The organism is Blastocatellia bacterium, assembly GCA_025054955.1.
Classification (GTDB): Bacteria; Acidobacteriota; Blastocatellia; order HR10; family J050; genus JANWZE01.
Genome location: JANWZE010000115.1, coordinates 1 through 19,247, shown reverse-complemented (window position 1 = coordinate 19,247; position 19,247 = coordinate 1). Strand labels below are relative to the sequence as shown.

Here is a 19,247-nt window from a genome sequence, read left to right as displayed (position 1 = left end):
CGTCCGGAAGATTGACTCAGGGTTCACCCAACGGCGCGCCAACCAACGTCTCTAACACATGGATCGGCGCCTTCTCGGGCGCGACCATCGCGTGTCGAGAGACAATGTAAGTTTGTTCCAACGCATATTGGCCTGACAACACTGCATGAGCCAGCATGTCAGTGAACACGATCCAAGTGGAATTAGGTGGGAACTCCCAAGCGTCTTTTGTGCACGATAATTGATAAGCGTGATTCTCTTTCATGAAGTGATGGAGCCGTAGCATGAACTCATCGTAGGGAGAGCGCAACGCCAACGGCAGACCCAATGCTTGCCCGCGCTTGAGAAGCGAACGCCACCGTGTGCGCCATGTCGAGCGATCAGATGGTCGAGGCGACGGCAACTCAGAAGCGCCAACAAACCGTCGGATCAATACATCTGCCGTCTCGGCCGTTAACCAACGACGTGGCTCAGTAGGATTGATGTTGGTGAAAACACGGAGAATGCGGTCGCCATAAGTTGGTCGCGTGGGAAAGGCATCAACGTGCAGCAAATCATTGCGCAACCGGCGTCGCAAATTCCTTCCCTGTTCCTCCTGCGGCCGGAAGCTGGCGTAGTCCAGTCGCCATGAGGAAGCATACGGCGCGAGAAACTGAGATAGGAACTCGGTTACGCGGCAAGAATACGCCTGCATCACTGTTTTGAGTTGCTCAATCTGCGCGCGGGCGCGGCTGGCAACACCCGTCACACGATGTTGCAGTGGACGATAGGCAATGTTCTTATGATAGCCAGCGCCTGTTTGTTGCTGACCGAGAAGAAACTGGCGTTCCTCAGGCGTCAGCTCGAACGGCGTTTGAGGAAAATAGAGGATATGACCTTCCTCCAACTGTCGGCAGCGCCACAGAGCGGCCTCCAACGCGTTGGTTACTCCGCCAATGCGGTTCAGCCCAGTAGTTTCAGCAACGATGATGCGTCCCATACAGACGCTGCTCAGTGTAGGCTCACGTGAAGCAAAAAGCAATTGAGAGCGCCCCGTGCGGCCTCGCTCAGACCTCGCCTGCTCATCGGGCACCAACTGCTGATTGATTGCTGATCGCTGGTTTGTAAGCTACACTTAAGCTTCACCAATCAAGGTGCGACACAGTCATGGCTGAAGCAGTAGTCACAGAAACAACGCTCCGTGAAGACCAGCTCCGCGCATTGATTACGGCCTTTCGGTTGGTGAGTGTTTCACTCGACCAAACGGAAGTGCTGCGAGGCATTTTGAAAGCAGCGAAAAAGCTGATTGATTACGATGCGGCGGCGATCTTCGTCTTCGATCCAACGACCAAAACACTGCGTGGCCAGGAATCAATCGGCTACGACATAGACATGAGCGAGCCGACGATCTGTTGCTCAGAGAAAGGGATCATCGGCCGGGTGATGGAAACTGGCGTCGGCGAAGTCGTACCGGACGTGAGCGTTGATCCAGACTACATCCGCGCTCGAGCGACAACGCAATCGGAGTTGGCAGCGCCGATCATCGGCAGTGGGGATCGAACCATCGGTGTCATCAACCTGGAATCAGACCGGCTTCAAGCCTATGAGCGATTAGACCTTCAGTTACTGAAGATGTTTGCCAGCATGGTGGCAGTGGCTATCGAGAAAGCTGAACTGCATAAGGAGCTGATGGAGAAGCGCCGATTGGAATATGAGCTGACGGTGGCCAGTCAACTGGTTGAGATGCTGATGCCGCATCGTCCACCTGAGGTGAAGAATTTTGATATTTGTGGGCGGTCAATCCCGTCGGCGGCTGTCGGCGGGGACTATTTCGACTTCATTGACGCCGGCGATGGACGCTGGGGGCTGGTCATTGCCGACGTGTCCGGCAAAGGGATTCCGGCTGCATTGATGATGGCCACGTTCCGCGCGTACCTGCATGCCATGATCAGCAATGACTTTTCGCTGCGCGGCGTATTCAGCCGATTAAATCGGTTAATGCTGAAGACAACAGAGGGCCGCCATTTCGTGACGGCATTTTTTGCTCGCTTTGATCCTGACGAGCGCCGCTGCTTTTACATCAACGCCGGACATAATCCGCCGTTGCTCATCCGCGCCGGCGAGCCGGTCAAGCCGGTGCCTCGCAGCGGGCTGCCGCTTGGTTTATTCGAGGATGTCTTGCATTCGGAAGACCTGCTGACGTTCCAACCGGGCGACACGCTGATCTTGTACACAGATGGCGTCACTGACGCGACGAATGGACAAGGGCAGATGTTTGGACTGGCGCGATTAATTTCATTAGTCAGTCAACAAACGGACCCAGAAGCGCCTCGTTTGTGCGAGCGGATTATTGAAGAAGTCAAAGCATTCAGCGCGCCCGAAAGCCCATCCGATGATCTCACGGTCGTGGTGATCCGCGCCGTGTGAATCTGTCAGACAAACCACGCCATGCTATGAGCCGCGAAAAGAAAAAACCTACAGCCCAGCACACATCGGGACCGAAAAAGCCTCTGGAAGGCACTGTGAGAAAACCATCCGCATTCGTTGCACCCATGAGAGCGCCTGAACGAATACGCCTTATGCATCCATCACACGTGGAATCCGACCCGGAGCCTAATGTAACCAATGTGATAGACCTGCCATTTGACCCCAGCTCGTTGGTCGAACTGCCCCTGCTGCCGCTCCGCAACACGGTCGTGTTTCCATCCATCACGGCGCCGCTGGTCGTCGGGCGACCACGTTCGGTGGCCGCCGTCGAAGCCGCTGTGACGACTGAAGAGAAACTGATGGTCGTCGTCGCCCAACGCGATCAGGCGGTTGACGACGTGGGCTATGATGACCTCTATCATGTTGGCACGCTGGTGGTGGTCACCAAAATGTTGCGCACCTCCGACGACACGATCCAAATTGCCGTGCAAGGTTGGAAACGAGTGCGACTGGTGGAATTTGTGCCTTCGGATGAGTACCTGAAGGCGCGCGTCCAGGTGTTGGAATATCCACAGGGCGAAGACATCGAAATCGAGGCGCTTCACAGAAACATTCTGAGCCTGATCCACAAAAGCCTGAGCTTGCTGCCAAACGTGCCGGAAGGCGTAGCCGCCGTGTTTACCAGTGAAGCTGATCCGGTCGTGTTAGCGTTTCGGCTCGGTACACTGCTGAACCTGGACGTGGAAAAACAACAGGCGCTGCTGGAAGCGGCCACGCCACGCGAGGTTTTACAACTGATGAACTCCTACCTGACGCGTGAAGTGGAAATCCTGGAAGTCAGAAGAAAAATTGCCGGCGAAGCTCAAGCAGAAATGGACCGAGCGCAGAAGGAATACATCTTGCGGCAACAAATGAAGGCGATTCAGAAGGAACTCGGCGAAGAAGAGCCGGAGATGGCTGAAGTCAACATGCTGCGAGAACGCCTGGAAGCGACCGCGCTGCCTGATGAGGTCCGTAAAGAAGCTGAACGGGAGCTGCGACGGATGGAACGACTGCCGTCGGCGGCGCCCGATTATCACGTCATTCGCACCTATCTTGAATGGGTGCTGGAACTGCCTTGGTGCGTCAGTACTGAGGATAACCTCGACCTGAATCATGCCGAAGACGTGCTCAACCACGACCACCACGATCTGGCGGAAGTCAAAGATCGCATCCTGGAATTCCTTGCTGTGTTAAAACTCAAGCCAAATGCCAAGAGCCCGATCATTTGCTTTGCGGGTCCGCCCGGCGTGGGGAAAACCAGCCTGGGTCAATCCATTGCCCGCGCCTTGGGACGCAAGTTTGAGCGAATGAGCCTGGGCGGCGTGCGCGATGAAGCTGAACTGCGAGGCCATCGCCGCACTTATGTAGGCGCGTTGCCAGGCCGCGTGATTCAGGCGCTCCGACGGGCCGGAACCAATAATCCACTCATCATGCTCGATGAAGTTGACAAGCTCGGCATGGACTTTCGCGGCGACCCGGCATCCGCTCTCTTAGAAATACTAGACCCTGAACAGAATCATACATTCCGCGACCACTACCTTGATCTGCCGTTCGATCTCTCGCGCGTCTTCTTCATCTGCACCGTGAACAATCTGGCCACCGTTCCACCCGCCCTACGCGACCGCATGGAAGTGATCCCATTGCCCGGCTATAGCGAAGAGGAAAAATTGGAAATCGCCAAACGCTACCTCGTGCCCCGGCAAATTGAGCAAAATGGCCTCCGGCCTGATCAGTTGATCCTATCTGACGAAGTGCTCAAGCGGATCATCTCCCGTTTCACCCGCGAAGCCGGCGTTCGCCAATTGGACCGCTGCATCGGTAAAATCGCGCGCAAAGTGGCTAAGAAAATCGCCCAAGGAACGGCTCAGTCCGTCACCCTTCAACTGGATGAGATCAAAGACTACTTGGGCGTGGAAAAATTCTTTCAGGAACAAGCCCGACCGGTCCTGCCAATCGGCGTGGCGACGGGACTGGCATGGACCGAAGTGGGCGGTGAATTGCTATACGTCGAAGCCACGTTGCTGCCGGGCGGCAAAGGACTAACCTTGACAGGCCACCTGGGCGAAGTCATGCAAGAATCGGCCCGCGCTGCCCAGAGCTACATTTGGGCTCACGCCAAGGAACTGGCCATTGATCCAGCTCAGTTCAAAAATAACGGCGTTCATCTGCATGTCCCCTCAGGCGCCATTCCCAAGGACGGACCCTCGGCAGGTGTGGCCATGGTCTCCGCGCTCACGTCGCTCTACACGAAGCAGCCTGTCCCACCTGACATCGCCATGACCGGAGAGATTACGCTATCGGGTTTGGTCTTGCCCATCGGCGGCGTGAAAGAAAAAATCCTTGCCGCGCGCCGCGGCGGCATTAAACGTGTCATCATCCCGAAACACAATCTTCAAGACCTCGACGAATTACAACCTGAAGTACGCCAGGACCTCACATTCATCCCTGTCGAATCTATTGATGAACTCTTGCAGGTCTTGTTCAACCAGACGCTCTCGGAGCAGAAAAAGTCACCCAAGCCTCCTCGCCGGACAACCGACACTGCTAGCAAGACCGCAAGCGATTCAGAACATAAAGATAAGGGCGCTACCGTCCATAGCGAGCTGCCATGAGAGGTGATAGGCGAGGTCAAAGAAATTGATAATCCCTACGGATTGGGCATCTCCATTGCTAGAAGCGACATATAATAGCCGGCACGAAAACGCCCCCGAAACGTGCTGATCATACTCACCGGAGGAAAAGCAATGACAAGAAACTCATATAGCCGATATGTTATCAGCATTGTTGCCGTATGGCTCACCTGTCTTTGGCCCAGCGCGGCTCATGCTCAAAAATTCATCAATTTCTCTACAGCAGGGACGATTCGATCTACGCTTGTGTTCGGTAATCAGATCGTTCCCGACGTCTACATATTCTTCGCCCAAATCGGCGAAACAATCCGTGTCGAAACCAGCAATAGCTCGTTTGATACAACGCTGCGTGTCGTCGGTCCTGACGCTGCTTTCGACATTTTTGACGATGATAGCGGTGTCGGCACGAACTCACGAATTCGCTTCACCGCACCCGATACGGGAGGCTATATCGTGATTGTCTCCAGCTTCAGCGGCAATCCTGGAGGCGGCACGTATGATCTGACACTGGCTCGTGGGGCAGCCGCGAAAAGCGACATAATCGCAGATGAGCCCACAGGCCAATTCATGCCGGAGCTGGAAAATCCGGTCGAGGTGAAGACCAAACCACGAACCTAACAAGCGCAGCAGGGTACGTTGGGCATTGACGGCGGAGGTGCAGTGTCACATAAGTTTCGAGAAGCTGCGCGGCGCTGAGCGAGCATGTCGAGCGTTAACGGCAGAGGTGCAACGCCACCGGGGCGTTGAAGGAGCGTGCTCTACCACGTCAACTCGTCGCGACGTACAAGGCGGCAATCATGATGGTGACACAGTTTCGCTGAACAAGCTCACTGTGCCACCTGCACACGCGCCGGTCGCAGTAACTTGTCATGCCAGCGGTATCCCTTCTGAAATTCTTTGACGATCACACCTGGTTCGACGCCGGCCTCACGAGCATCGAGGCGGCCAACGGCTTCGTGCCAAGCCGGATCAAAGAGCTGGCCAACGCTGTCAAAAGGACGTACCCCGTGAGACTCTAACAGCGCCAGCAACTGACGATGAATGGCTTGAATCCCTTGAGCAACCTGCTGGTCAGCGCACGCCCAAGCGGCCGCTTGGTCAAAACTGTCCATCACGTTCAGTAAACCGATAATCACCTCGCGCTTGCCTAAATGACCGCGACTGTCCATTTCCCGCTCCATGCGACGGCGATAATTATCGAAATCAGCGAGCGTCCGGAGCAACTGGTCACGCGTCGCTTCCAGCTCCTGCTCCAACCGTGCCAGCTCGCTGAGCGGCTCCGATGGCGCTTCATCAGTTGCAGCAGATGGCTCGCTGACCGAAGCAGAGCCAATCAGATTCAATTGCTCCGAATCACGATCTGACGGTCGGGCTTCCACAGGTTCCATCGCTTCTTTAGGCATCGCTCTCATCTCCGATTCAGCACACGCCGCCATCCTCATGTCAGTTGGCGGCGGATCGCATTACTTACTCGTTTTGAACTCAGCATCTATAATGTCATCCTCTTTGGGAGCCGTCGTCGTCTCGGAGCGACCGGCTGACGCCGAGCTGGCCTGTTGATAGGCTTGAGCAGCCAATGCGTGAGCGACCTGTTGCAGATCGCTGGACAATTGCCGGATGCGATCAATCGGGGCCTGCTCTTTGACCGCCTGACGGATTTCACCGATCAATTGCTCGGCCCGCGCTTTCTCATGGGCAGGGACTTTGTCGCCGAGGTCTCTCAGTGTGCGCTCAACTTGATAGGCCAATGCATCCGCATTGTTACGAGCCTCGACCTCTTCACGACGTCTCTTATCCTCATCAGCATGAAGCTGAGCGTCCTTGATCATGCGGTCAATCTCATCTTTCGCTAACGAGGTGGACCCGCTGATCGTGATCTTCTGTTCGCGTCCTGTCGCTTTATCCCTGGCCGAGACATTCAGAATGCCGTTGGCGTCAATATCAAATGTGACCTCGATTTGAGGCACACCGCGCGGCGCCGGCGCAATCCCATCAAGGCGAAATTGCCCCAATGTGCGGTTGTCGCGCGCCATCTCACGCTCCCCTTGCAACACGTGAATGTCCACAGCCGTCTGATTGTCTTCAGCCGTGGAAAAGATCTCACTGCGCCGCGTCGGGATCGTCGTGTTGCGTTCAATGATACGTGTCATGATACCGCCGAGCGTCTCCACACCCAGCGACAACGGCGTTACATCAAGCAGTAAAATGTCCTTGACTTCGCCGGCTAACACGCCCGCTTGAATGGCTGCGCCGACAGCGACCACTTCATCAGGATTCACCGATTGGTTCGGCTCCTTGCCGGTCAACCGCCTGACTAGTTGCTGAACAGCCGGCATCCGTGTCGCTCCGCCCACCAGGATCACCTCATGCACATCGGCCTCCGTCATCTTCGCATCGGCCAATGCCTGCCTGACCGGACCGATGCACCGCTCCACCAAATCCTGCGTCATCTGCTCAAATTTCGCCCGCGTCAACTTCATCTCCAGGTGCTTGGGTCCGGTTTGATCAGCAGTAATGAAGGGCAAACTGATTGTTGTTTCAACAGTGGACGACAATTCAATCTTGGCCTTCTCGGCAGCCTCTTTCAGTCGCTGCAACGCCTGACGGTCTTTTCGCAAATCAATCCCTTGATCGCGCAGAAATTCTTCTGCAATCCACTGAACAATCCGTTCGTCAAAGTCGTCGCCGCCCAGATGCGTATCGCCGCTGGTCGCCTTGACTTCAAAAACGCCGTCGCCAACTTCCAAAATAGAGACATCAAACGTGCCGCCACCGAGATCAAACACCAGGATCGTCTCATGCTTTTTCTTATCCATGCCGTAGGCTAACGAAGCTGCTGTTGGCTCATTGATGATTCGCAGCACGTTGAGCCCGGCGATCTTACCAGCATCCTTGGTGGCTTGCCGTTGAGCATCGTTGAAGTAGGCCGGGACAGTAATCACTGCATCCGTCACCTTCTCGCCAAGATATTTGGACGCATCATCAACCAACTTACGCAGCACCATCGCCGAGATTTCTTCGGGCGCGTACTGCTTCCCTTGAATCTCCACACGCGCAGCATCATTGGGTCCGGCCACCACCTTGTAGGGAACCTGCTTGATCTCAGAGGTCACTTCACCATACTTGCGCCCCATGAAGCGCTTAATCGAATAAACGGTGTTGTCCGGATTCAGTACGGCCTGGCGCTTGGCCAACTGCCCGACTAAACGCTCTCCCGTCTTTGTGAAGGCCACCACCGATGGCGTGAGCCGGCTGCCTTCACTGTTGATAATGACCGTCGGCTTGCCGCCTTCCATCACGGCCACGACTGAGTTTGTTGTTCCCAAATCAATGCCTACTGCTTTAGCCATTTCCTATTTTCCTCCCATGTGAGTTGCTCCTGCTGGCCAACATATAGGCGCGGCTGACCACCACGCCTCGGTCAGCAGTTTTTCACTACCTGCCATCGTTCATTTGACCTGAATCTGCTTGGATTTCGCTCGTTCCTGCTTGGGCAGGCGAACGCGAAGCACTCCATCCTTAAATTCGGCTTCGATTCTGTCGGCCTGCACCGTGGACGGAATGGTAAAGTTCCGAGCAAACGATCCATAAGCCCGCTCGATGCGATGATAACTTCCGCGTCTCTCTTCCTGAGGTGGCTTCCGCTCTCCTTCGATTGTCAGGACATCATTCTCCAACCGAACCGTCACATCCTCTCTGGTGAGTCCAGGCAGATCGGCTTCAATGAAAATTGCGTCCGCCGCCTCATAAATATCAACCGAGGGCGACCAACTGGCCCGTGCCATTGGCTCACGGTCACCTCGCGACATCTCTTCAAAAAGCTGATTGATCCGGTGTTGTAAATCAATTAGGTCTGCAAATGGGTCAAATCTCATCAATGCCACTTCCCTTCACCTCCTCTACTGATTCGGTGAAATCCGAACATTTTTCTTTCGATCATTGCATTCATGATCGAGTCATTATAATAAAATCTGAGCATATTAATGTCAAGTATTAGAGAAAATTTTGCAGAATAGGGTCAACTCATGGGTTTCTCACACTTGTCAGCAGCTACAAGGGAATAGCCCATGAGCTCCGCGCTCGCCACGAACGATGAAAATACAATTGTTTCGTGAGTTTCGTGTGTTTCGTGGGCTATTTTCAAAGGAGTCGGAGGTTCCAAAGCTCGGAACGAAGTCATTGCCTGACACGCTGCGTCGCGTGAGCAATGGTTGAATCCGGGGGTGCAGTTCAATCGTGGCTGATGTGACGAAGTCCAAGTTTTGATCCGTCAAAGTAGGTGACAAAAGTTCCGGGACATTTTGGGGGACGAGTTGGAGGGAGGGGACGTTTTGGAGTGCGGTGACTTGTCACTGCTTTCCGGCCAAAGCTGCGACACGTCGCAGCACTCCAAAAACGCCCCGAACGTGTGTCACGTTACCTAGCAGGCCTCAACGACCTGCCTTCAGGGGGTGTCGCTGGCGCAGCGAGAGGCTACAGGCTTACGAGACTTGTGCAAAAAACAAGAGGCCACAGCTACTCAATGACCCTAGAGCGATTTTCAATTGCCTTTAGCTTAGGGGTCCGCATCTTGCGGGCTAATGCATGCTGGAGCGGGCGCTCCCAGTGTAAACTCACTCACAAACCGCTCTACCTCCTTCAAAGCTCGTTCAAAGCGTGAACTTCTTTTGCCCTTCACTCTGGTTTTCAGTTAGTTCCTCTAAAAGCCGTTCCGCCTCTTGCCGATAGCGTCGGGTACTGGCCTCGTCAATTTGAATTGAGACCAGCAGATGGTCCCCTTCCTGCACATGGCTGGGAAGGTATTGAATCGGCACGTGAATGGTAATGTGCTCATTATCGGCGGGAATACAAACTGCTAGGCCCTCCTCAATACGATCAACAATCCATTTCATAATCACCTCATGGGTGCATCCATCATACGAGCGGGCTGGTTGCTGCCATCATCACGTTGTGGTGAGCGGCCGGCCCACAAGTCACTGTAGGCAGTCCGTTCGGTTTCGATATGATAGGAAGCACCGTCGGTATAAATCGTGATGGTTCCTTCCAGGTCGGTTCGATGCAGGGTACGAACTACAGACCTGAGGCGGTCAAGTGTTCGTTGAGCTGGATGACCATATTCATTGTCAGCGCCACAGGAAATAATGGCCACTTCCGGTTGCACAGCTCTGAGAAAGGCTAAGGTGGTGGAGTATTTCGAGCCATGATGAGCTACTTTCAGAACGGTGGCTGACAGGTCTGTTCGCTCAGCGAGAAGGCGGCGTTCGGTTTCTTGCTCGCTGTCGCCGGTCAGGAGCATTGCGAATGAGCCGTAGGTCAATCGAATCACGATTGAATTAGCGTTGTGCACGCTTCCTTGCGACTCTGTGATAAACGGCTTACGGGGAGCCAGCACGTGGAGTTTGATCCCCGCGTCGAGTTCAAATTCTTGGCCAGCCTCGGCAGTGAGGAATCGGATGTTTTTTTGCTGGATCTTCTTGAGCATATTCGTATAGGTTTTTGTTGAATACGGCTGACCACTATCAAGAAACAGTTTCACTGGGATGGCATCAAGCACGCGAGCCATTCCGCCGATATGGTCCGCGTGAGGATGTGTGGCAACTACTAGATCGAGCTGACGCACACCGGCAGCTACCAAAGTATTCACGAGCGACTGGCTCATGTCAGGCGGCCCTGCATCAATTAGGACATGTTTCCTCGCCGGCGATGTTAACAGGAAGCTATCGCCTTGCCCCACGTCAATGGCACGAATGACCAAGTGATTGGAAGAGGATTCTTGTGTTTCACTCGTGTCGTGTAGTTTGCGACATTGACTGACTGCCCCGCAGATGATCAGCAGGGCAACCACCCAACAAACTCGTGTCAGACGATTCATCATAGAAATTCGCTTGCTCAACCACGGCTGTGATCAGCCATGATGGAAGCTTCAGCACTGACTAGCTCGTGCCAGCAGACCTCTCATTTCATGCACGGTGTCAATCTCCGTTGGGTAGCGACCGGTAAAACATGCCGTGCAATATCGCGTATCAGCTCGATCGCCGCAGGCCTCAAGCAGAGACAGATAACTCAGGTAGCCTAAGCTGTCCGCGCCGACAAATTGGCGGATCTCTTCAACCGTGTGTTGAGCTGCAATCAACTCGGCCTTGCGGGGCGTGTCAATGCCGTAATAACACGGGGCAATGGTCGGAGGGCTACTAATGCGCAGATGGACTTCACGAGCGCCGGCGGCGCGCACCATCTGAACAATCTCTTGGCAAGTGGTCCCGCGCACGATGGAATCATCCACGAGCACGACGCGGCGGTCCTTTAGCAGGTCACGCACGGGATTGAGTTTCACTTTCACGCGCAGGTGGCGAATCGCTGCCTTAGGCTCGATGAATGTCCGTCCGACATAATGGTTGCGGATCAGGCCGAAGCGCAACGGCAAGCCTGATTCAGCAGCATACCCGATAGCAGCCGCGACGCCAGAATCAGGAATGGGAACAACCATGTCTACGTCGGCAGGATGCTCGCGAGCCAATAGCCGCCCCAGTTGATAGCGCGACTGACTGACCGAGCGCGCATAGACGATGCTATCCGGACGAGAGAAATAGACGTGTTCAAAGATGCACTGTGTCGGCCTCACGCGTGGAAACGGGAAGAAGGATTGCACGCCGTGTTCGTCAATCTTGAGCACTTCGCCTGGTTCGACATCGCGGATGAGCGAGGCGCCAATCAGATCAAATGCGCAGCTTTCAGAGGCCAGCACATACGCGCCATTCACTTGACCGAGCGAGAGTGGACGAAACCCTCTGGGGTCACGCGCAGCGATCAGCGTCGTTGGCGTTGCCAATAACATCGAATATGCTCCCTCGAGTTTCATGAGGGCTTCAACAAACGCCGACAGGATGTCTGATGCGCCAGAGCGCGCGATTAAGTGCAAGGTGACTTCGGTATCACTGGTTGATTGAAAGATGGCTCCTTCTTGCTCCAGCCGTTGCCGCATTCTCAGGGCGTGGGGGATATTCCCGTTATGGCAAAGGGCGATTTGCCCGCCATGATAGGACACGAGGAACGGTTGCGCTTCGCGCAGACTCACTTCGCCAGCCGTTGAGTAACGAACATGGCCGATCGCCAAACGTCCCGGCAATCGGTCCAACGCCGCTTCATCGAAGACCTCGCTGACGTAACCCATGCCACGGATGGCCGACAGTGACTGCCCGTCTGATGCGACGATGCCGGCTGATTCCTGCCCACGATGTTGCAAAGCATACAACCCAAGATAGGTGAGTTGAGCTGCGTGTTCATGATTGAAGATGCCAAACACGCCACACTCATCATGAAATTTGTCGCGCATGTCTTGCCTAACCCCTAGGGAGTCATCTGGTGAGGGTAAGTTTTATCTCAGTTGGGTGACGAAGTCAATCAACGAGAGTCCCCATGTTTAGAGTCCCCATGTTTACGGAATCTTGGGGCTATGTCATAATTACGCACTCTTGTTGTATGTGTAACGATTGATAGTAAGCGGAAGAGTTCGTGCCAAGTCGAGCATGTGCTCAGGCGGCACTCGCTCGAATGCACGCTAGCATTTTCAGGGATTCAACGATGAGCGCGTTGAGAACAGACGAACAATCACAACCCAATGGTGAGCGACTCAATTCACCGAGGAATTTGGTTGAAAAAGTAGCCGAGGCGCGGCTGCCAACTGAAGTCGGCGTCTTCCGGCTGATGGGTTTCATCGCCCGACAGAGTGGCGAGGAATATGTCGTGTTGGTCAAGGGGCAGTTGCCATGTCCGCGTTCATGCCTCGTCCGGATTCATTCTCAATGCATAACCGGCGATGTCTTTCACTCGATCAAATGCGATTGCGGCCGCCAGTTGCGTCGCGCAATGGAGATGATCGAACAAGAAGGCTACGGCGTCATCATCTACCAATATCAAGAAGGTCGAGGCATTGGTATTCTCAATAAAATTCGCGCTTACGCGTTGCAGGATCAGGGCCTGGACACCGTCGAAGCGAATCTCTCGCTCGGATTTGACGTTGACGAACGCTCCTACGAAGAGTGTGCCGCTATCTTGAATGCGCTCGGCCTGCAACGCATTCGTCTGCTGTCGAACAATCCCGATAAGCTGCGTGCGTTGCAGAAAGCCGGTATCCAGGTTGTTGAGCGCATCCCCTTGGAGGTTGAACCGATTGGAGAGATGATTCGGTACTTGCAGACCAAAAAGGAAAAAATGGGGCACCTGCTCTCATTTCAGCTACAACATGACCAATGAACCGCGCTGATCTTCATGTCCGCATTCACCAGGTCATGGAACGAATTGCCGTGGCAGCGCGTCGCGCGGGGCGGCGGCCTGAGGATGTCACGCTGGTGGCTGCTACTAAAACAGTTCCATCACAGCTCATTGAGCAAGCCATCGAGCTAGGGCTCCGTCATTTTGGAGAGAATCGCGTGCAGGAAGCCGAAGCCAAGCTGAAAAACCTCCCGGTCGCGCTGCGCCGGGCCTCAACCTGGCACCTGATTGGCCATTTGCAATCCAATAAGGCGCGTCGCGCGATGGAGCTATTCGACGTAATTCAAACGGTTGATAGCGAGCGATTAGCTCACCAACTCAATCGCCTAGCGGCCGAAGCCAAACGGACTGTGCCAATTTATATCGAAGTCAAAACAGACCCGTCGGCAACCAAATCGGGTATCCTCCCTCATGAGCTGTTCGAGCTTGCCCGCAGCGTCGCTCAATGCGCCCATCTTCGCTTGGAGGGGTTGATGACCGTGCCTCCCTTTTTTGAGCGCGCTGAGGACGTCAGGCCTTATTTCCGAGAGCTTCGTCTGCTGAGAGATCGGTTGAACCAACAACGGCTAGTTGAGTATCAGGTCAACGGTCTGTCAATGGGCATGAGCCACGATTACGAAATTGCTATTGAAGAAGGCGCCACGTTGGTTCGCCTTGGAACAGCCATCTGGGGGCCGCGTCCGGTCCAGGAGTGATTGAATGATTGATGGTATTTTCGCTCTAGCTGCGTGGATGATCCGTATTGGTGTTGGTGTTGTCATTGCCCTGATCCTCTTACGTCTGTTGATCAAATGGCTCAACCTGAACCCATTTGGAACACTAGCCTACCATGTCCTCCGCCTGACGGAACCGATGATTGCGCCTCTTCGCCGAAATCCCCTCGGCATGCATGCAGGCAAAGATTTAGCGCCCATTCTGCTGATCGTACTCGTCATTGTCATCGCCTATTTTTTGCTCGGACTCCTGGGTCAATTTCATGAGGTTACCTATCTCATGCTCAATGGTCTTAGCTTCATTTTGGCAGGTGAGAGCCTGCCGGGATTGTGGCGTTGTCTGGGCGCCGTTGTGCTAGGCGGCCTAGCGTTGGTGACAACATGCATTGTTGTGCACGTTGTTTTCTCCTGGGTTGGCGTTTACGGCTACAGGCTGAGCCGCTTTGTTATGCGAATGAGCGAACCGGTGCTCAGCCCATTTCGGCGGATGATCCCTCCCGTTGGCGTGATTGACATCTCGCCGCTGATCGCGATTATGATCTTGTCGTTGCTATCGGAGGCGATTCGGGCGCTCATGTTTTAAGCGCGATGAAAGTCAGCAGCCGCGACTGGGGCGTCACTCTTGAGGTCATCGTTCAACTGGGCGCGAGCCGAACCGAACTTATCGGCGAGCTCGATGGAGCTATCAAGCTTCGCATTGTTGCGCCGGCTCTGGCCGGTCGAGCCAATCAAGAATGCATTCGCTGGCTCGCTAAATGGCTTGGCGTTCGTCGCTCCGCCATCACGATCATCGCCGGAGTCACGTACCGAAGAAAAACCATTCACGTCAAGGGAATCACTCCATCAGCGTTGCTTGAAACGCTCAACAGAGAAGGTTCAACCCGACTTCAACTGCTCAATGAACAACAAACCACCAATACCAAATAACAACTTGCTAAAGCTATATCCTTTTGGCTAGTATAACGCTTCACTGAGAGACGGAAGCAATAAACTGAATGGGGCTGAGTAAACCAAAGATCGCTGCATCCACCTATTTGAACTCCTTGCCGCTCTGTTGGAGTTTCATGTATGGTTCCCATCGCCGTAGCTGCGAGTTCATCGCGGATGTCGCCCCGGCCCGATGCGCTGATATGCTTCGACAGAAACAGGTGGACGCTGCTCTCATTCCCTCGATTGAGTACCAGCGCTTGGATGATGTGCTGATTGTGCCGGGCCTTGCCGTGGCTGCTGACGGCCCTGTGCGCAGTGTCATCCTTGTTCATCAAAAACCGCTCGAAGAAGTCAACTCCGTATCGCTGGATTTGTCCTCGCGCACGGGCGCTGCCTTAACGATGATTTATTTCCGCCACTTTCAACGGCGAGAGGTTCGGTTTGAGCCGCATCCGCCGCATCTGGTGGAGATGCTTCGCAAAGCCGACGCGGCGTTACTGATCGGCGACCCGGCGCTGCTGGCCTATCATCATTCAGTGCATCTGCCGTCTCCTACCTCTCCTCAGATCACCGACTGGGGAGAGCTCTGGAAGCAACTAACCGGATTGCCGTTCGTTTTTGCCGTGTGGGCTATCCGTCGGGAATCAGTTGATCGGATGGCAGGCATTGATTTTTCTCTTGTCAAGAAGGAAGCGGGGAGCAGTTTGCCTCACATTATTGATGAAGCGGTCAATCGCTTACAGCTTCCCTACGAGCTGGTCCACGATTATTTGACTCGTTCTCTGGTCTACGACCTGAACCACGGGTGTCTTAGCGGACTCAACCATTTCTACACATTAGCCTGGCGGGTCAATCTGATTGATGTTCTCAATCCAATCAGGTTTTATGAAGTGACAGTTGATGTTTGAAGGTACACGATGCTCAATGCCCTAACGGAGGTCGCCATGAAACGATTCGCGCTCGTTCTTGTGATAATGTTTTTTGCTCGCACGACAATGCTGGCTCAAACCTCGGATTGCATTGATCCATGTTATCAAACAGCCCCGACCGTTACAGGTGGCACAGGGTTATTTCAAACGTTCACCACGCGCACGCTGCCACGTGGCCAGTACAGTTTTGGTGTGTTTTGGCACAATTACGACCGCGACCCCGGCGACCTTGACATCAATCGTGTTCCCGTCAATTTCACGTTGGGCCTGACCCAGCGGTTAGAAATTTTCGCCAACATCAATGCCTTTCAACAGGTGACAACCCGGCAACCGTTTTTGCTCAGCGGCTCCAGTTTCAACCGCTTCCGCTTGACCTTTGGTGGGCGAGGGGCTGATCCCTTTGTGGCGTTTGGTCAGCCTATCAGGCGAGGTGGTGGCGCTGCTTTCTTTCCGCGATCAGGTAATCTGACCGGCAGCATCCTGCCGCCCGTAGGCGCTGTCGGCACGCCCATTACCGGCGTGCGGTCACCATTCAATCGGGCTGGGTATTACAACGAATTTCCATTCTTCCCATTTGCTGATGCTGCCGGCCCACGCATGTCGTCCAATGGGCTTGGCGATGCCAGCGCCGGCCTCAAGATCAATTTGCTGAACCCGAACAGGCGCTTTTCGTTGGCCGCGCTCGGCCTGATCAAAATTCCTACAGCGCGACATTATGATGCGCTCGCTGACGGTCGTGGCGCCGGCACTGTTGATGGCGGTCCCATGCTCATCATGAGCCAAAACTTCCTCCGTCAGCGCATCAGGTTTCACCAGAACTTCGGTTATATGCTCACCGGCAGCATGCGTCGTCATGACGTCACATTACTTGATCGGCGCGACGAACTTCTCTTGAACGCTGGCCTAGAAATCGCTCCCTGGACGCCGCTGGTTTACATCGTCGAATGGAACAACACAGTATACGTCGGTGGCGGCACGCCCAATCTGAATCCGGTCAACCCGATGGACCTGCGCATTGGCGCGCGGTTGTTCCTTTGGCATGGCCGCGTGCACTTGGGCGGCGCCTGGCAAGGCTTTCTGACCAACGCCGATGATCGCACTGTTGTCATCAGTCCGACATTCACACCGATCAATCTTCGCGCTGATGATGCCAACGGATTTGTCTTCCACATCGGGTATGGGCGTCGGCCGCCTCGCGCTGAGCCACCACCGCCCAATCGGGCTCCGACGCTTAATCTGGAAGTTGAGAAACTGGAGGTCACCGACGGAGAGAGCGTTCAACTCTACGCGCGCGCGACCGACCCGGACAATGATGTTTTGATCTACAACTGGACAACCACTGCCGGCCAGATCATCGGCTCCGGCGCCAATGTCTCATTGGATACCACCGGCGTCAATCCGACGGTCGGCGCGCCGGCGCGTGAGGTTAAGGTATCGGTCACTGTGGATGATGGTCGTGGCTGTTCTGATTCGGCCAGTCAGACCATCAAGGTCAACAGCCCACAGCCGCCGCCGAATCTCAATCCAACGGTTGCTTTCGCTCCTGAATCCTGCACTGTCATCGGTCAGCCGCAAATCCAAGGCCAGGTCACCGATGGAGAGCGCATCCGGCTGGTAGCCCGCGCGAGTGATCCAAACAATGACCCGCTCACCTACGAATGGCAAACCTCAGCCGGTCAGATCATCGGCTCTGGACCTGTTGTCACGCTTGATACAACGAACGTGACAGCCGGCCCCGGCGCTCCACCTGTTGATGTGGTCATCCAGGTGAGGGTCAGCGATGGCCGGGGTGGCTCGGCGGCCGCCAGTACAACCTGCCGCGTCTCATCGGTGCCGCGTCCCTTGCCAATCCAACTCGATGATTTGAGGTTTAATTTCAATAGCGCCCGCGTTGATAACACGCACAAGGCGATCTTAGACGACGTGGCGTTGCGCTTGCAGCAAGATCCTACAACCATCCTCGTGCTCGATGGCCATCAAGATAAAGCTGAACGCCGCAACGTCAGTCGCCAACGCGCCGAAAACGTCAAACGCTATTTAGAAACAGAAAAAGGCATTGACCCGAATCGAATCATCGTGCGCGACTTTGGAGCTGGTCGTCCTGATCCCAGTGGCGATCCGAAACGCAACCGACGCGTTCAGATGTGGATCGTTCCACGAGGGGCCGAGATGCCTCAGTAAGCTGTGCGATGAACAAAAAAGAGCGATGGTTGATTCATCGGCGCTCGGCCGCCGCTATGATCGAGTTATAGCGATTGACCGATGAGCCGGTGAATTAATCGTCGCTCATTGATGAATCATACCTCTAGAGCAATTTTCAATTCCCTTTAGCCTGAGGGTTCCGCATTTTGCCGGCTCATGCAGGGTGGAAGCATGCGCTCCCAGGGTAAGCTCATTCGCAAACCCCTCTAAGAATGTGGCACAGGCGTTCCCGCCTGCGATCCATTTTCATCGTTCTGGGCGTCGGCTGGACGAAATGCACAGCTCCTCCTCAAGCCCTCTTCAGAAGTGGCGTGCATAGAGCGCGAAACGCAGCTCCAGGAAAGACTGACAGAAAAGCGGTACTCGGAGAGCGGGTCGGTTGCCACTGAAGGGCCACCACGTTCGCCTTGCACGCACTTCGAGTAAGGCAAAACAGGCGGGTATAAGTCCACGAGGCCCGCTTCTAGCTTCCCTGTCGCTCCCCTCGGTCTTCTCCCCAGGCGAGCGGCTGGCGAGGTGCTGCTGCGATCAGGTGATCGGGCAGTTCATCCAACGGCAGAGGAAAAACGACCCATGTGCGCACGCCACGATGCCGGAGCGCGCGCTGATGATCCCATAGCTCCAGCGCCTTCAATGAAGACAGATGTATGGCCCTCTCCCATGGACAGAGCAGAAGCCCCCAATGGGGCGGGTCTTGATCCTGCAGAAAATCCACCGGATCCCCGTGATACCGACAACCCATCTGGTAGCCCAGTCCTCGCCGTTCTAGTTCCGTCACAATTCGAGCAGCCAGAGCATTCTTTTCGATCGGCATGGCTCCTGATACCACTGGCCCTGTTCGCAGGAGCTGCTTGGTCAAAAACAACCGATGCTCGAACGCGGGGCTGACCAAAATCAGAAGCTGACGCCGCGCTCGCGTGATCGCGACATTGAACAGATTGGGCGATTCGATCCACTGGCGTTGATGATCGGTGGCGTTGTCCCCGGCGACAGTAGCGAACACAAGATAGTCCACTTCGCTACCCTGAAACCGATGGGCGGTCCCGATGATGAGCTGTTGCTGCATGCGCTTTTTGTGCAGTCCACCCAGTGCCTGATCCTCATGCAATCGCTCAAATATCTCATCCACGAACGCTCGATAAGGG

The 19,247-nt window shown here is 54.8% G+C and carries 16 protein-coding genes and 1 pseudogene; 9 read left to right on the top strand and 8 right to left on the bottom strand.

Going from position 1 to position 19,247, the window contains the following annotated elements; genetic code table 11:
* Positions 1-16: 16 nt before the first annotated feature.
* Positions 17-958 carry a Kdo hydroxylase family protein gene (locus NZ823_14975; protein ID MCS6806432.1) on the bottom strand — a complete coding sequence of 314 codons (942 nt, stop codon included), beginning with the start codon at positions 956-958 and terminating at the stop codon, positions 17-19.
* Between the two features lie 167 nt (positions 959-1,125).
* Between NZ823_14975 and NZ823_14970 the strand changes: the two genes are divergently transcribed.
* From NZ823_14970 to NZ823_14960, 3 genes and pseudogenes are all read left to right on the top strand, one after another.
* Positions 1,126-2,385: a SpoIIE family protein phosphatase gene (locus NZ823_14970; protein ID MCS6806431.1), complete on the top strand. Its 1,260-nt coding sequence runs from the start codon at positions 1,126-1,128 to the stop codon at positions 2,383-2,385.
* Between the two features lie 152 nt (positions 2,386-2,537).
* A pseudogene (gene lon / locus NZ823_14965) lies at positions 2,538-4,898 on the top strand (endopeptidase La).
* A 273-nt stretch (positions 4,899-5,171) separates the two neighbouring features.
* A complete protein-coding gene (locus tag NZ823_14960; protein ID MCS6806430.1) occupies positions 5,172-5,675 on the top strand; it encodes a pre-peptidase C-terminal domain-containing protein in 504 nt (167 codons plus the stop codon).
* A 209-nt stretch (positions 5,676-5,884) separates the two neighbouring features.
* On the opposite strand, the gene NZ823_14955 is transcribed toward NZ823_14960, so the two are convergent.
* The 6 genes from NZ823_14955 to purF form a co-directional block, all read right to left on the bottom strand.
* Positions 5,885-6,460: a nucleotide exchange factor GrpE gene (locus NZ823_14955; GenBank protein MCS6806429.1), complete on the bottom strand. Its 576-nt coding sequence runs from the start codon at positions 6,458-6,460 to the stop codon at positions 5,885-5,887.
* Positions 6,461-6,520: 60 nt separating this feature from the next.
* On the bottom strand, positions 6,521-8,407 hold the full coding sequence (dnaK, locus tag NZ823_14950) for a molecular chaperone DnaK (GenBank protein MCS6806428.1): 1,887 nt from the start codon (positions 8,405-8,407) through the stop codon (positions 6,521-6,523).
* A 99-nt stretch (positions 8,408-8,506) separates the two neighbouring features.
* Positions 8,507-8,932, bottom strand: coding sequence for an Hsp20/alpha crystallin family protein (locus NZ823_14945; protein ID MCS6806427.1), 426 nt, complete (start codon positions 8,930-8,932; stop codon positions 8,507-8,509).
* 774 nt (positions 8,933-9,706) lie between these two features.
* Positions 9,707-9,949, bottom strand: coding sequence for a DUF3006 domain-containing protein (locus NZ823_14940; GenBank protein ID MCS6806426.1), 243 nt, complete (start codon positions 9,947-9,949; stop codon positions 9,707-9,709).
* 2 nt (positions 9,950-9,951) lie between these two features.
* A complete protein-coding gene (locus NZ823_14935) occupies positions 9,952-10,932 on the bottom strand; it encodes an MBL fold metallo-hydrolase (protein MCS6806425.1) in 981 nt (326 codons plus the stop codon).
* A 48-nt stretch (positions 10,933-10,980) separates the two neighbouring features.
* Positions 10,981-12,390: an amidophosphoribosyltransferase gene (gene purF, locus NZ823_14930; GenBank protein MCS6806424.1), complete on the bottom strand. Its 1,410-nt coding sequence runs from the start codon at positions 12,388-12,390 to the stop codon at positions 10,981-10,983.
* 248 nt (positions 12,391-12,638) lie between these two features.
* Here purF and ribA point away from each other — a divergent pair, with 248 nt between their 5' ends.
* From ribA to NZ823_14900, 6 genes are all read left to right on the top strand, one after another.
* On the top strand, positions 12,639-13,310 hold the full coding sequence (gene ribA / locus NZ823_14925) for a GTP cyclohydrolase II (protein MCS6806423.1): 672 nt from the start codon (positions 12,639-12,641) through the stop codon (positions 13,308-13,310).
* The gene (locus NZ823_14920; protein MCS6806422.1) at positions 13,307-14,023 is read left to right on the top strand and encodes a YggS family pyridoxal phosphate-dependent enzyme; all 717 of its coding nucleotides are present in this window, start codon (positions 13,307-13,309) and stop codon (positions 14,021-14,023) included. The genes ribA and NZ823_14920 overlap by 4 nt, the downstream gene beginning before the upstream one ends.
* A gap of 4 nt (positions 14,024-14,027) precedes the next feature.
* Positions 14,028-14,624 (top strand): YggT family protein, encoded by a 597-nt coding sequence (locus NZ823_14915; protein ID MCS6806421.1) that lies wholly within the window; start codon positions 14,028-14,030, stop codon positions 14,622-14,624.
* A gap of 5 nt (positions 14,625-14,629) precedes the next feature.
* Positions 14,630-14,968, top strand: a complete 339-nt coding sequence (locus tag NZ823_14910; protein ID MCS6806420.1) for a DUF167 domain-containing protein — start codon at positions 14,630-14,632, stop codon at positions 14,966-14,968.
* Positions 14,969-15,036: 68 nt separating this feature from the next.
* Positions 15,037-15,879, top strand: coding sequence for a menaquinone biosynthesis protein (locus NZ823_14905; protein ID MCS6806419.1), 843 nt, complete (start codon positions 15,037-15,039; stop codon positions 15,877-15,879).
* Positions 15,880-15,915: 36 nt separating this feature from the next.
* A complete protein-coding gene (locus NZ823_14900) occupies positions 15,916-18,081 on the top strand; it encodes an OmpA family protein (GenBank protein MCS6806418.1) in 2,166 nt (721 codons plus the stop codon).
* 484 nt (positions 18,082-18,565) lie between these two features.
* On the opposite strand, the gene NZ823_14895 is transcribed toward NZ823_14900, so the two are convergent.
* Positions 18,566-19,247 (bottom strand): AAA domain-containing protein (locus NZ823_14895; GenBank protein MCS6806417.1); only part of this gene is annotated, 682 nt, incomplete at its 5' end.

What these genes read in the sequence shown, in the direction of transcription:
- NZ823_14955 (MCS6806429.1), bottom strand. Translation starts at nt 6,460, where the DNA reads ATGCCTAAAGAAGCGATGGAACCTGTGGAAGCCCGACCGTCAGATCGT.
- NZ823_14900 (MCS6806418.1), top strand. Translation starts at nt 15,916, where the DNA reads ATGAAACGATTCGCGCTCGTTCTTGTGATAATGTTTTTTGCTCGCACG.
- NZ823_14935 (MCS6806425.1), bottom strand. Translation starts at nt 10,932, where the DNA reads ATGATGAATCGTCTGACACGAGTTTGTTGGGTGGTTGCCCTGCTGATC.
- ribA (MCS6806423.1), top strand. Translation starts at nt 12,639, where the DNA reads ATGAGCGCGTTGAGAACAGACGAACAATCACAACCCAATGGTGAGCGA.
- NZ823_14945 (MCS6806427.1), bottom strand. Translation starts at nt 8,932, where the DNA reads ATGAGATTTGACCCATTTGCAGACCTAATTGATTTACAACACCGGATC.
- NZ823_14910 (MCS6806420.1), top strand. Translation starts at nt 14,630, where the DNA reads ATGAAAGTCAGCAGCCGCGACTGGGGCGTCACTCTTGAGGTCATCGTT.
- NZ823_14975 (MCS6806432.1), bottom strand. Translation starts at nt 958, where the DNA reads ATGGGACGCATCATCGTTGCTGAAACTACTGGGCTGAACCGCATTGGC.
- purF (MCS6806424.1), bottom strand. Translation starts at nt 12,390, where the DNA reads ATGCGCGACAAATTTCATGATGAGTGTGGCGTGTTTGGCATCTTCAAT.
- NZ823_14960 (MCS6806430.1), top strand. Translation starts at nt 5,172, where the DNA reads ATGACAAGAAACTCATATAGCCGATATGTTATCAGCATTGTTGCCGTA.
- dnaK (MCS6806428.1), bottom strand. Translation starts at nt 8,407, where the DNA reads ATGGCTAAAGCAGTAGGCATTGATTTGGGAACAACAAACTCAGTCGTG.
- NZ823_14920 (MCS6806422.1), top strand. Translation starts at nt 13,307, where the DNA reads ATGAACCGCGCTGATCTTCATGTCCGCATTCACCAGGTCATGGAACGA.
- NZ823_14915 (MCS6806421.1), top strand. Translation starts at nt 14,028, where the DNA reads ATGATTGATGGTATTTTCGCTCTAGCTGCGTGGATGATCCGTATTGGT.
- NZ823_14970 (MCS6806431.1), top strand. Translation starts at nt 1,126, where the DNA reads ATGGCTGAAGCAGTAGTCACAGAAACAACGCTCCGTGAAGACCAGCTC.
- NZ823_14940 (MCS6806426.1), bottom strand. Translation starts at nt 9,949, where the DNA reads ATGAAATGGATTGTTGATCGTATTGAGGAGGGCCTAGCAGTTTGTATT.
- NZ823_14905 (MCS6806419.1), top strand. Translation starts at nt 15,037, where the DNA reads ATGGGGCTGAGTAAACCAAAGATCGCTGCATCCACCTATTTGAACTCC.